10 protein-coding genes are annotated in these 12,473 nt (G+C 64.3%); 6 read left to right on the top strand and 4 right to left on the bottom strand.

The window, feature by feature from the left end; translation table 11 throughout:
- Positions 1–102 precede the first annotated feature (102 nt).
- The 5 genes from E3U47_RS17630 (at position 103) to E3U47_RS17650 (ending at position 7,674) form a co-directional block, all read left to right on the top strand.
- The gene (locus tag E3U47_RS17630; RefSeq protein WP_134692956.1) at positions 103–4,596 is read left to right on the top strand and encodes an NEL-type E3 ubiquitin ligase domain-containing protein; all 4,494 of its coding nucleotides are present in this window, start codon (positions 103–105) and stop codon (positions 4,594–4,596) included.
- 208 nt (positions 4,597–4,804) lie between these two features.
- On the top strand, positions 4,805–5,356 hold the full coding sequence (locus E3U47_RS17635; RefSeq protein WP_134692957.1) for a DUF4174 domain-containing protein: 552 nt from the start codon (positions 4,805–4,807) through the stop codon (positions 5,354–5,356).
- Positions 5,357–5,523: 167 nt separating this feature from the next.
- A complete protein-coding gene (locus tag E3U47_RS17640; RefSeq protein WP_134692958.1) occupies positions 5,524–6,012 on the top strand; it encodes an EF-hand domain-containing protein in 489 nt (162 codons plus the stop codon).
- 119 nt (positions 6,013–6,131) lie between these two features.
- Entirely contained in the window at positions 6,132–6,959 is an 828-nt protein-coding gene (locus tag E3U47_RS17645) for a DUF692 domain-containing protein (RefSeq protein ID WP_134692959.1), read from the top strand.
- Position 6,960: 1 nt separating this feature from the next.
- On the top strand, positions 6,961–7,674 hold the full coding sequence (locus E3U47_RS17650) for a DUF2063 domain-containing protein (protein WP_134692960.1): 714 nt from the start codon (positions 6,961–6,963) through the stop codon (positions 7,672–7,674).
- Positions 7,675–7,718: 44 nt separating this feature from the next.
- Here the strand turns inward: E3U47_RS17650 and E3U47_RS17655 are convergent, their stop codons facing one another.
- Positions 7,719–8,669 carry a DMT family transporter gene (locus E3U47_RS17655; RefSeq protein ID WP_134692961.1) on the bottom strand — a complete coding sequence of 317 codons (951 nt, stop codon included), beginning with the start codon at positions 8,667–8,669 and terminating at the stop codon, positions 7,719–7,721.
- A gap of 103 nt (positions 8,670–8,772) precedes the next feature.
- Between E3U47_RS17655 and E3U47_RS17660 the strand changes: the two genes are divergently transcribed.
- Positions 8,773–9,657, top strand: a complete 885-nt coding sequence (locus tag E3U47_RS17660; protein WP_134692962.1) for a LysR substrate-binding domain-containing protein — start codon at positions 8,773–8,775, stop codon at positions 9,655–9,657.
- A gap of 42 nt (positions 9,658–9,699) precedes the next feature.
- Here E3U47_RS17660 and E3U47_RS17665 read toward each other — a convergent pair whose 3' ends face one another.
- The 3 genes from E3U47_RS17665 to E3U47_RS17675 all read right to left on the bottom strand — a co-directional run bounded on the left by E3U47_RS17665 (position 9,700) and on the right by E3U47_RS17675 (position 12,348).
- The gene (locus tag E3U47_RS17665) at positions 9,700–10,023 is read right to left on the bottom strand and encodes a DUF2790 domain-containing protein (RefSeq protein WP_134692963.1); all 324 of its coding nucleotides are present in this window, start codon (positions 10,021–10,023) and stop codon (positions 9,700–9,702) included.
- A gap of 267 nt (positions 10,024–10,290) precedes the next feature.
- Positions 10,291–11,337 (bottom strand): cytochrome D1 domain-containing protein, encoded by a 1,047-nt coding sequence (locus E3U47_RS17670; RefSeq protein WP_134692964.1) that lies wholly within the window; start codon positions 11,335–11,337, stop codon positions 10,291–10,293.
- Between the two features lie 165 nt (positions 11,338–11,502).
- Entirely contained in the window at positions 11,503–12,348 is an 846-nt protein-coding gene (locus E3U47_RS17675) for a protein phosphatase 2C domain-containing protein (protein WP_134692965.1), read from the bottom strand.
- Positions 12,349–12,473 lie beyond the last annotated feature (125 nt).

Genomic DNA, 12,473 nt, shown 5'->3' on the forward strand with positions numbered 1-12,473 from the left:
ACCTGGAGCGGGCTGATTGCGCGCATGAGTTAACTATCTAGCACCGTTGGAGCAGATCCGTTGCCTACCCTGGCGCCCTTTGTCACTTGAAGGGAGCGGAACATGGCTAGCGAATCCAACGAAGAAACGGCAGAGGCGGTTGATGCCCTGGCACTGGTGCAACGCTTTCAAGACCAGATGATTGCCAACCGCTTGCCAGGCTGGGTGGGCAAGGTCGCCCCTGGTGACTACGGCTTGTTGAATGAAGCCTTGCGCATGGGGCTTGTTTGTCGACAGCGCCTGGCGCGGGTATGGGCACAGGTAGAGCCCATCGAGCAATTTGCCACGACGCGCTTGCAGCAAGCGCTGGCGGCCCAGCTTGGCCTGTCGGTCGACGTGAGCCAGCTGTATTACCGTCAGTGGTACGACTACCAGTCACCGAGCGTCAGCTATTTCACCACCCGGCTGCCGATCCGTGAGTCCGACTACTACGACCTGCCATTGCTGGCGGCCGCGCTGGCCAACTTTACCGATGAGCAGACCCGCGCCTCAGGTCAACGTCGTGGCAATGCAGTGGTCGACGTCGCGGGCAGAATGCTGACGCAACCGAGCGCGCCAGCCTTCGCCAAGTTTTGCCGTGAACTGGACCTCGGTGGGCAATATCAGCGCCACCTGGAGAGTCTGTTGGACGGGCCAGGTGACGCCGCGAACGGCGGGCAGACATTCAAGGCCTTGCTGGCCGATCTGCAGCGCGCCGGGATGCTGGTGGACGCTTTCCGGGCCCGCGCCGAAGGGCAACTCGACAGTGCCGAGCTGGAATCCGTGATAACGCTCTATCTTAACGGCGAACCCGGCCGGCTGGACGGCGCACCAGTGGTCGCCAAGCAGTTGCAGGCGTTCGGCTGCGACCTCCAGCAGATCGTCGTGCTGGAGGTCGTCGACGAAGGGATCATCCGCGATACCAGCAAGCGGGTCTTGGTGTATATCCCGGGTGATCCGAACGGCGCCTGGAGCGTCGCCCCGGATCTCGAAACCTTCGCTAGGCGGGGCCTGGGCAAGCGCCTGCGTGATGCTGATTACCGCCGCTTCTTCAGCCGTTTCGTGCTGCAGCGCGACTGTGGCCGGTTCTTTGCCGCCGTGCTCGACCAGGTGGGCGATGTCGCCGACTGGGCGACCCGGGAGCTGGACCAGCATATGAAAGCCTACCCGCTGCCGTTGTTCGAACACCTGGGGGCTCGGCGCATCGCGCAGATCAAGGATGACGCATCGGTTATCGCGATGCCGGTGGCAAAGCTCGATCGGGCAGTTCAGATCGAGCATGAAAAGTTTCTGGAAAACCTCGGCTGGACGGTCGTTGGGTTGGTCGGCCTGTTCATCCCGGCCGTGGGCGCGATGATGCTGGCGGTGATGGCCTGGGACCTGCTCAAGGAGGTGTTCCAGTCGGTGGAGGATTGGCGCGAAGGCGATACCAACGCTGCGCTGGATCATCTGGTCAATGTCGGCAAGGATGTCGCGGTACTGGCGACGACTGCGGCGGGTGTCAAAGTCGCGCAGACCGCATGGCAACGCTCCGTGGCGGTCGATAGCATGGTCCCTGCGGTACTCAAGGACGGCAGCAGCAAACTGTGGAACCAGGATCTGGCACCCTATACTGTTGCGCGGCCTCCCGCTGCCGCTGTCGTGGACGCCCAGGGCGTCCATCGGCTTGGCGAGCAGTCCTGGATAGAAATGGAAGGGCACTACTTTCGGGTATTCGAAGAAGGTGAGGGGTATTGGTATCTGGATACCTACCGCGACCATGCGCCGCTGCTTGAACACAATGGTGCGGGAGCTTGGCGCCTGTGGTCAGAGCGACCTGCCGAGTGGCGTGGGACCCAGCGGATGTTCCGGCGTTTGGGCGGCGCATTCGGCGAGCTCGACGATATGCAGATCGAGCGTGTGCTAATGGCCCATGGTATGGACGCCGACCACCTGCGAGGGCTGCATGTGTATGCGAGGGCGCCGGACGCCGAACTGGTCGACACGGTGAGTCGTGTCAGGTTGGCCAACCGGCTGCGAGGGCTGGTAGAGCAGTTGCGCAGTGGTGTAGAGGTGCAGGATCAGGATTTTCTGGAGAGCGTCACTGCACGTCTGGATGTCCCGGGCGACCCAGGCGCGGCATTGGCCGAGTCGATCTGGACACAACGGCGATCGCTGCTGCAGGCCCTGTACGATGAACAGAATGTCGTCGAAGGCGATGTCGCACTACTGTGCCGGGACTTCACCAGCTTGCACCGGCTGTCTGCGCTGCGGTTGCTCGAAGAGGCCAGCGCGGCGGAGCGTGAGGCGTTGCATGCCTCTGGACGGGTACCGTTGAGCCTGGCTTCACGAGCCAGGGTGAGGGTCCGGCGTATCCAGATCGCGCGGGTGGCCGAGGGGCTGTTTATCGATACTCCACAGACCTTTGCCTTTGCCCGGGTCGTGTTGAGGTTGCTGGATACCTTGCACGGCGCGCCGGCAGGACGCCGATGGTCCCTGGTCGACGGAGACGGGCAGGTGCCGACGTACGACTCAGGCGGTGCGGGGCCGAGGATGACCCTGACCCATCAGGAGGGGGTGTTCGTGCTGGACGGCGGGCAAGGCATCGAGCCTTCCGCCCCTGGCGAGCTGTTCGAGGTATTGGCTGATGCCTACAGTGCGCCGCAGCTCGCCGCCATGGGCGTCACTGAACCCATTGCGGCCAATCTGCGCCTGGCGTTGGCCAGGCAAATGGCCGGTCGGCGCGTCGAGCTGGCGCAATGGCTCGGACCGGATCCGGCGGGGGAACGGCGGCTGCCCATGCGCCTGGAAGATGGCAGGATCGGTTATCCACTGAGTGGCGGGCGGCGCCGTTTGCCCTACAACGCACCCAGGTCCCTGATCGCGCGGTTGCGACACTTGTATCCCGCCTACAGCGACGATCGGCTCGAGCAGTGGCTGGACAGCCCTGAAGTGGCGCGCGACGCCAACGGTGTACTGGATGACCTGGAGGGCGAATATGAGGCTTTGCGTCAGGCCTTGAGACAATGGCGGCGCAATGGTATCGCTACCCTGGAGTGGGACGCCCGGGGACACGTCAAGCGTGCGCTGGTCGACTGCTGGCGCTTCACTCTACCGGCGCTCGATGCCCAGGCACGTGAACAAGGCGTGCTGTTTGCCTTGGAAAATCTGGATATTCGAAGTTTGCCGCGGCTTCCCGCCTCGGTGAAATTCCCCCACATCAACGCTCTGATCCTGCGTGGATTGAAGATAGACAAGGTTCCAGGCGAGTTCTTGCTCGCCTTCCCTAATATGGACACCCTGGAAATCACCAATTGCAAGCTCAACCAACTGACGTTGCCACAGCCATTGCGCAGCGCCTTGCGGGTGCTCGACCTGGCTGACAACCGCCTGGCGCTACACCGCGAACAGGCCGAGATGCTGGCTGAATGCAGCGAATTGCGTTACCTGAACCTGTCGCGCAATCCGCTGGGCATGTCGTTTTCGCTCAGGGACATGCCGCACCTGAGTAGCTTACTGTTGTGCAAGACGCAGCTGAGAAATTTTCCGATCGGTGTGCTCGACTGCCCCAGGCTCAACCATCTGGACATGAGTGACAACAGTTTGCTGCGCCTGCCGGAGGGCCTGGCGGCCTCGCGCCTTTGGCGTGAAGGGCGTGTGCGCCTGGTTAATGCCAACGTCGCACTGCCGGCGACCCTGCCCAGGGCCTGGTACGAACCGGAAAACAGTCCTGTCCCGGTGCGCTTGCGTTGGCAGGACCATATCCGGCCGAAGCTTCGCAAGGACTTGGCCAACCTGTGGCGGGCACTCGAGGCCAAGCCTGGCTCGGAAAGCTTCTTCCGCTTGCTGGCCCGGCTGAGCCGCTCTGCCGATTTCGGATCGGACAGCACCGCCAGTTTCCTGGCCTCGAGGCTGCTCGACCTGTGCGAAGTGTTGGCCGAAGAGGGTAACGAGGCGTTGAGAGATGAACTGTTCGCCGCCGCGGAGACCGAGAACTGCGCCGACAATGCGACGTTGTGTTTCAGCAACCTTGAAGTTCGGGTACGCGTCTGGGATGCGCAGCAGCAAGATTTGGCCTACGACACCGAACACGCTTTGCTCAGGCTCGGTGGCCAACTGTGGCGTCTCGATGCCCTGGATACGTTTGCCCTGCGACATGCCGCCGAGCTGCCCAATCGAGGCGCCGAGGCGGTCGAGGTCGTTTTGGCCTTTCGCCAGGCGCTGATCGATGACCTTGACCTGCCGCTTAACCGCAGCGCGATGCTGTATGAACGCATCGCCGATGTCGCGGATGGCGACGTGGTGCGTGCCAAGATTCATATCAAGGACAGGCAGACGTCCTCAACCCTTGCGCTGTCGATGGTCCAAAGACGTTTCTGGGTTGAGTTCATGGAGCGAATGTATCCCTCCAAACTCAAGGTGCCGAAGTCATTTCGCAATCGACTGGCGGCGCTCGAAGCGGCCCAAGCCTCAGAACAGGCGTACCAGGCTCTGCAGGCTGAGGTCGAGCGTTGGACGCTCGAGAAACGTCTGGAAATCACCCTCGATGGCTTGGCGCGTGCGACCTGGGGGTGGAAGGTGCAGGTCAAGTTCGAATAATGCATGCAGACAAGATTCACCGGGTGCCGGCACGAGGGGCCATGAGGCAGCCGCCTTGGGCTATGCTCAGGGCAGGCTTGGCCGGTTGCGGTAATGGCCGGTTACGCTTCTCGGGGCCCCCTGTGAGGTCAGCTGGTTTAGGCTGCCGTGCCGGATCTTTCTCCCTGATCCGTAGTCTTTGGTTTATCGAGAACATAAGGAGATACGCATGCTCGTTCGGTCACTGACCCTCGCCACCCTGCTCGTCGTCGCCGGTCCGCTGTGCGCCGCCGACAGCGATGCGCCGCTGGCCAAGGAACTGGGCAAGGCCAGGCCTTTGGTGGTCATTGCCCCCAGTACGGCCGATCCGACGTTGCGCGGCCTGACCCAGGCGTTGCAGGACCCGGCCACCAAGGCCGGCTTCACCGAACGCAACCTGGTGCTGTTCAGCGTTGCCAACATGATGGGCAAGCGCGAGGACAAGAACCTCGAGCAGCAGGCCACCATGGCTCTGATTCGCGAGCTCAAACTGGGCGCGAGCAAGGGCACCAAGGTGATTCTGGTGGGCAAGGATGGTGAGCGGCATGTCCTCAAGGACGATGACAGTGGCGAGAAACTCGATCCGCAGGTGATCTTCAAAGCCGTCGACGAGCTGCCGGCCAGCGAGAAGGCCGTCAGTGCGCCGGAGCCGGTGGCCGCGACCCCGGAGGCGAAGCCTAAGGAAAGCAAACCTGCCAAGCCCGCCAAGCCGGCCGCGCCGCCTAAACCGTTGGACGACTGAAGGCGCTGCCACGGCCCCTTGCATCAGCACGGGGCCGTTTCTTGTATCACTCTGTATCTGCTTGCCGAAACGACCCACTCTCATACAAAACCACGCTCTGGGCGATACACCGACGACACACCGCTGCGGCCAAATGGCTCCACTTTCCAACCAAGTGGAGCAACACCATGAAAACGCGCAATACGCTCGGCCTGCTCGGCGCCACCCTGATCGGTGGCATGGTCCTTGGCAACACGGCCTTTGCCGTGGAACCACTGTCCCAGGGCTACCAGTTGGCCGCTGCCAAGACCGCCGGCGAAGGCAAGTGTGGTGAGGGCAAGTGCGGCGCCAGCGGCAAGGCCACGCAAGGCGAAGGCAAGTGCGGCGAGGGTAAGTGTGGCGCCAGTGCCAAGGCCGGCGCCGAGGGCAAGTGCGGTGAAGGCAAATGCGGCGACGCCTCGTTCGCCCGCACCGACAGCAACCACGATGGCAAGGTTTCTCGCGAGGAGTTCCTCGCCGTGGCCAAGGACCGCGCCGCCGACTTCGAGAAGATCGACCGCAATCACGATGGCTTCATCTCCGAACAGGAAGCCCATGACCACCTGGCCGGGATCTTCAAGGCCAATGGCAAGGCCATGCCTGATGGGCTGTTCAGCCACCTGAGCGACAAATCCTGACGCCTTCGCCGTAGGCGCCGCCCGGCGAGCACCAATGCAGCCGGTGCCATGCACCGCGCTGCCTGGTTCGCCAGCATGGCTGGCTCTTACACCAGCAAGACCTTGCGAGAGACCTGGCAATGACTCATCCCACCCCCTTGTACACCGGGCTCGGCCTGCGCCGGGGCTTGCTGCCCGAACTGCTGAGCATGGACAGCGCTGACCTGGACTTTCTCGAGTGTGCCCCGGAAAACTGGATCGGCGTCGGCGGCACCTTTGGCCAAGGCCTAGAACGCCTGGCTGAACGCTTTGCCATTTCCTGCCACGGCCTGTCGTTATCCCTGGGCGGGATACAGCCGCTGGACACAGTGTTGCTCGGTCGTACCCGGCAGTTCCTGGAGCGTCACCAGGTACGCCTGTACAGCGAACACCTGAGTTACTGCAGCGACGATGGCCATCTCTACGACCTGTTGCCGATCCCGTTCACCGAAGAAGCCGTGCACCATGTGGCCGCTCGCATTCGCCAGGCTCAGGATGTGCTCGGGCGACGTATCGCGGTCGAGAATATCAGCTACTACGCCGCGCCCTACCAGGCCATGGATGAGCTCGATTTCATCCGCGCCGTGCTCGCGGAGGCCGACTGCGATCTGCTGCTGGACATCAACAACGTCTTCGTCAATGCCTGCAATCACCGCTACGACGCCCAGGCTTTCCTCGACGGCATCCCACGGGAGCGGGTGGTGGGCATGCACGTCGCTGGCCACTACGACGAAGCCGAGGATCTCAAGATCGACACCCATGGCGCGCCGGTCAAGGAGGCTGTCTGGGGCCTGTTCGCCAGTGCCTGCCAGCGCTTCGGCGCACAGCCAACGGTGCTCGAGCGTGACTTCAACTATCCGCCGCTGGCCGAGCTACTGGCCGAGACCGCGCGCATCCGTGCGCTGCAACTGACCCATGGAGGGCGCTGACATGCCCGCGACCTTAGGTGCGCAACAGTTCACCTTGGCCCGTCATCTGCGTGATCCGGCCGTCAATCCCGCGCCGCCGGGCATCGAGGCCCGACGCTTGAAAATCTACCGCGCGCTGTTCTATGGCGCCATCGAAGGCCTGCTGGCGGGCAGCTTCCCGGTGCTGCGCGCGACCCTCGGCGAGGGGCGTTGGCATGCCCGGGTCGCTGACTTCTACGCCCATTACCGCAGCCAGACGCCGCTGTTCACGGAAGTCGCCGCAACGTTCATCGACTACCTGCAAACGATCGAGCTTGATGCCCCTTGGCAGCTTGAACTGGCGCACTACGAGTGGATCGAGGCGCAGTTGTTCCTGAGCGATGCCGAGGATCCCCGCCATGATCCTGCCGGGGATCTGCTCGAAGGGGAGCCACTGTTGTCCTGCGTGGCTCGGGTGTTGGCTTATCGCTGGCCGGTGGAGCGGATCGGGCCGGATTACCAACCTGATGAGGTGCCCGCAACCTGCACCTTGTTGCTGGTGTATCGGGATGCTGACTTGCAGGTACGTTTCGCGCGCCTGGCGCCGATGGCTTGGCAACTGCTGGCAGGCTTGCCCGGCAGCGGTCGCGAGCGCTTGCAGGCGCTGGGTAATGACGAGGTGCAGCGCCAGGGGCTGATGCTGCTGGAGCGACTGCGCGAACAGGGCATCATCGTCGGCACCGCGTCAGCCAAGTGACGCTGTAGAGGCCGGCTGCCGGCGAACAGCCGCACAGGTGGAACCTACGCTCGGCCAGCACTTGCCTGCGTCTGGGCCTTTTGCGCCGGCTTCAATCGCGACACGCCGAACAGCACCAGCGTCAGGCCCAGCACCTGGTACAGCGATATCGCCTCGCTGAGAATCGCCCACGAAGCCAGCACCGTCAGCACCGGCCCCAAGTTGCCCACCGCCGCGGTGTGGGTCGGCCCCATGCGCTGGATCGCCAGGGCCACCCAGTAGATCGGCAGCACCGTCGAGAACAGCGCCATCAAGGCCGCATTGAGCCACACCGCGCTCGGCAGTTGCAGTAGGGGTGCAACATCCGCCACCAGCAGGTAATGGGCCAGCACCATCAGCGACGATGCCGTACCGCACAGCCCGGCCAGGCGCATCGAGCCCATGCGCTTGAGCATCATGCCGGTGCCGGCGTAGTACAACGCGTAGGTGACCGCGCTGGCGAACACCCACAACGAACCGACCAGTACCTGGCTACCGCCGCTGGCGCTGCCGATGTCATGCACGAAGGCGATCCCCAGCCCCAGGTAGCACAGGCCCATGGCCGCCAAGGTGCGCAGGGTCGGGCGTTCCCGCTGGAGCACGGCCTGGATCACCAGCACCAGGGTAGGGTAGGTGAACAGGATCAGCCGCTCCAGGCCAGCACTGATGTATTGCAAACCGTAGAAGTCGAACAGGCTCGCCAGGTAGTAGCCGAACAGCCCGAGCAAGGCCACGCGCAGGCCGTCACCCAGGGTCAGGACGGCGACGCCCTGGCTACGGCTGGACCATACCAGCCAGGCGAACAAAGGCAGGGCCAGGGCCATGCGCAGGGCCAGCAGGGCGATGGCATCCACCGGGCCGGCGGCATAGGCGAGCTTGACGAAGATGGCCTTGAAGCTGAAACCCAGGGCTGCCAGCACGGCATACAGGCTGCCGTTGGCGAGGGCGCGGTGGAACGGGGCGGGCAGGTGGGTCATGGTCAGTCCGTAACAAAATGAGTCCCGGGTTATTCTGAACAGAAGGATGGCGGGCTAGAATCGCTTTTTCTCGAACATACCCTTCTGTTTTGGAGAAGGCATCATGCATTTCGACCTGGCGGACCTGCGCCTGCTCGCCGCCATCGCCGCCACCGGCAGCCTGAGCAAGGCGGCGGCGAGCTTCCCGGTGGCGGTTTCGGCCGCCAGTAGCCGGCTGCGGCAGTTCGAGGCCCGTAGCGGCCTGGTGTTGTTCATGCGCAAGGCCGATGGCATGCAGTTGACCCCCGCCGGCCGCCTGGTGCTGGAGTCGGCCCGTGGCGTACTGGGCGAGGCGCAGAAACTGCACGATACGCTCAAGGAGCTGGCCGGGCAGCGGCGTATCGACCTGCACCTGGCGGTGTCTACGGTGACCAACAGCACCTTGTTGCCCGCGGTGCTCGGGCCGTTCCTGGCCGACTACCCGCAAGTCGACCTGCAACTGGTCGAGCACAAGAGTGTCGATGTGCTGCGGGCCGTGCTGGCTGGCGATTGCGAGATTGGCGTGTATGACGGCAACCTGGTCAACGATGGCGTGGTGTCGTTGCCGTTTCGCACCGAGCGTCTGGTACTGCTGGTGCCCAGCGAGCATGCCCTGGCCGGCCGTGGCCAACTGCGCTTGGCCGATGCCCTGGGCTTCGCCTTCGTCTGCCTACCCGCCGAGCGGGCCATGCAGCGTTTCGTCGAGGAGTTGGCGATGAGCCTGGCCATGCCGCTGAAGGTGCGCGTACGGGCGCCAAGCTTCGAGGCCATCGCCCAGTTGGTGGCCCAGCACGCGGGCATCGCCATGCTCCCGGAGACCGCGGCGATCCGCGCCGAGCAGGAACTGGCCGTGCGCCGGGTGGCGCTGGAGGAGCGCTGGGCGACCCTGGAGCTGCGTATCTGCTTCCGTGGCTGGGAGCGGCTGAGCAGCCACGGACGACAGTTGGTGAGTTTCCTGTCGGGGCAGTGATGCAGACGAGCCCGCAACGGATGGATGGCCAGCGCGGCTGAACTACTTGTTGTTGATGCATTGCGCCAGTACCGCGTAGCGCACGGTGCGCAAGGTGCCCTGGCTATCTTCGAAGGTCATCAGTCGCGGCACCACCTCGCAGGTGCGCGGGTCGCCCGATTGACGCACGAAGCGGGCGACGTCGAGTTTCATGCCGTAGCGATAGTCGACGATGTCCGGCATCGGCTTGCCGCGGCGCTCGGCGTAGGCGGCAACAGCCTGCTGGTGATCGGCGATCAGTTGTTCGTTGCGTTGCTCGGAGAAGCCGGTGGCCTGGGCTGAAAGCGACAGGGTGAGCAGCGCGGCAATCAGGGTCGGTCGTAACATGGAGTGAGTCTGCGCCAGTGGGTTCGCAGTCCACGCTAGCGATGACCGGCCAACAGGGGCATGACGCTGGGGTTACAGATCTGAAAGGTCGCCTTCGGGTAGGAGCCAGCCTGTCTTCAGGCCTACCCGCAAATGACGCGATTGTAATGTCGCCATCACCTTCCCGTTAGCCGCCAGCGGCGAGCATCAGCCTCGGTCGACCGTGAGCTCCTTTGGTTGCCGGTGAATGGTTTGGCGCCTCGTACGAGGCGCCTTTTTTGCTGGGCGTCAGCTCTTTTCCTTCGGCTGGATCACGATCGCCAGCGCGTCCGGCTCGGGGCCGGCTTTCCAGCGGGCCTTTTCGCTCCAGTTGGCGGTATCGATCACCGCTACTTCGTCGCCACCGCTGATCGCCACGTAGACCCGCTTGCCGTCCGGCGATACCACCGCGCCGATCGGCAGCGCTTGCTCGCCTAACTGCGTGCGCCGGTATTCGGCGCCTTCGCGGGCCAGGCCGATACGCTTGATCTCTTTCTTGGCGAGCACATCGATCACTGCCAGTTCCGCCGACTTGGCGCAAGTGACCAGGGCGTACTTGCCGTCCGGCGTCATGGCGATGCGGATCGGAAACACGCCAGTGCGAATGCGGTCGGTGACCTCCAGGCGCTGGGTGTCGACGATCGCCACATCATCGCCGGCGCGGTTGCTGACCCACACCTGGGTGCCGGTGGGGGTTACCGCCACGCCTTCGCTGCCCTGGCCGGTGGGGATCTCGGCGATCTTCTTCTTGTGCAGCAGGTCGACCACCGACAGGCTGCCGCCGTCGACATGGGTGACATAGGCGCGGTCGGCGCCGGGTGACAGCGCGACCATGTGCGGCTTGCCGCCGCCTACATCGATACGGTCGAGCACCTTGCCCTGGGCCAGGTCGACGATCAGCAGGCGCTCGCTGTCCTCGGTGGTGACTACCACCCGCTGGCTGTCGGGCAGGAAGCGGATGCCGTGGGGGCGCGAATCCTGGCCCAGGTCGATGGTGCGCACCACGGTGCGGCTGGGCCAGTCGATCACGCTCAGGCTGTTGTTGGCGCTGCCTTGCGCGCCGTAGTTGCCGACTGCCGCCAGCAGGCCGTTGCCGCTGACCACCACTTCGTGGGGGCCGCTGCCGACCGGCAGGCGGAGCAGTTCCTGGCCGTTGCGGGTGTCCAGGGCCGAGACGCTGGCATCGGCCTTGTTGCCGACCAGCAGGATGTCGTCGGCGCTGGCCAGTGGCGCGCCGGCCAGCAGGGCGCTGGCCAGGGCCAGCGGGAACAGGGCTTTGCGATGAGGGTAGGGCATGTCCAGTCTCCTTTGGGTTGCGGTCCTTGTTGCATGCTCAAAGGCTGTGACCGGTGCAGCGCGCCGAGAGTTTCCTCTCAGGCGATCACCCAGCCTTGCGGGCTGGGCAGGCACACAGAGACGCGAACGTGGCAGCGGGCTTGTTCCGCGATATCGGTTCAGCGACTAGCGCATCGCCGGGTTCGCCGGCAGGGGGCCGGCGATGCGCAGCCAGATTGCCGAAGCGTCGTCGCTCATCTTGAAGCGTGGGTAGCGCAGGCAGGCATCATCCAGGTTCTCGATTGCGCGCAATGTATTGCCCAGATCGGCAAGCCCATGGCTGTGCAGGCGCCTGATGAAAGCTGTGGGGTCACAGACCTGATAAGTGTCGAACAGCGCGGCGAAGCCGTCGCTCATCAACACCACATCGTCCCCGGGAGCTGCTGGCGCACGCGAGTAAAGCGTGCCTGCCGCGGACTGCGCCGCATCGACCCCCAGCACTGTCCGGGCACGCTCGCGGGAGGCGCGGCGATCGAGCACCACGGCCTCGCTGCGTATGCCGTGAGCACCGGTGCCGGGGCCCAGCGCAGCGGCTTCGGCACCCTCGGCCTGGTGGTCGGGATCGGGGGTCAGAAAGTGCACACCGCCAGCGCTGCGATGCAGGACCACGCAATCGGCAAGATGCGCGCAGACCAGTTGGTTGCCCTCCAGCGCCACGGCGGCGAAAGCCGCGCGTGGCAATTCCCAGGGGGCCACGGGTTCGCGTTGGCGATCGCGTTGGTAGGCCTGGGCGATCTGCTCGAAGACGCTGGTGCAGATGTCCCGCAAGCTCCCCGACGCCCCGGCAAAGGCCCGCTGCGCGGTGCTCGACAGCCAGGTCGCGCCGCCACGAGCCCCGAGCAGGCCGGGCTCGCCAAGGTCGGTGGCGCCATCGATCACCCAGGCGTGGCGATCGGCGCAGCCGACGCGGTCGTCGTTGGGGACGTCGGGTTTGCCGGCTAGGCTCAGGGTCTGGATCAGGTCGAAATGCATCGTTTGGCTCCTTGCAAGGTTCGGGCAGTACCCTGACCTTGAGGGTTGTCGCATCCGCCGTCAAACCGCGCAACTGGAAAAACTATCAGGGGCCTGGTGCAAGGTCTTGGCCATTTCGGTTGTGG

This window comes from Pseudomonas sp. RIT623 (assembly GCF_004519305.1).
GTDB lineage: Bacteria > Pseudomonadota > Gammaproteobacteria > Pseudomonadales > Pseudomonadaceae > Aquipseudomonas.

Coding starts and splice junctions, on each gene's coding strand:
- E3U47_RS17630 (WP_134692956.1), top strand. CDS start 103: ATGGCTAGCGAATCCAACGAAGAAACGGCAGAGGCGGTTGATGCCCTG.
- E3U47_RS17635 (WP_134692957.1), top strand. CDS start 4,805: ATGCTCGTTCGGTCACTGACCCTCGCCACCCTGCTCGTCGTCGCCGGT.
- E3U47_RS17640 (WP_134692958.1), top strand. CDS start 5,524: ATGAAAACGCGCAATACGCTCGGCCTGCTCGGCGCCACCCTGATCGGT.
- E3U47_RS17645 (WP_134692959.1), top strand. CDS start 6,132: ATGACTCATCCCACCCCCTTGTACACCGGGCTCGGCCTGCGCCGGGGC.
- E3U47_RS17650 (WP_134692960.1), top strand. CDS start 6,961: ATGCCCGCGACCTTAGGTGCGCAACAGTTCACCTTGGCCCGTCATCTG.
- E3U47_RS17655 (WP_134692961.1), bottom strand. CDS start 8,669: ATGACCCACCTGCCCGCCCCGTTCCACCGCGCCCTCGCCAACGGCAGC.
- E3U47_RS17660 (WP_134692962.1), top strand. CDS start 8,773: ATGCATTTCGACCTGGCGGACCTGCGCCTGCTCGCCGCCATCGCCGCC.
- E3U47_RS17665 (WP_134692963.1), bottom strand. CDS start 10,023: ATGTTACGACCGACCCTGATTGCCGCGCTGCTCACCCTGTCGCTTTCA.
- E3U47_RS17670 (WP_134692964.1), bottom strand. CDS start 11,337: ATGCCCTACCCTCATCGCAAAGCCCTGTTCCCGCTGGCCCTGGCCAGC.
- E3U47_RS17675 (WP_134692965.1), bottom strand. CDS start 12,348: ATGCATTTCGACCTGATCCAGACCCTGAGCCTAGCCGGCAAACCCGAC.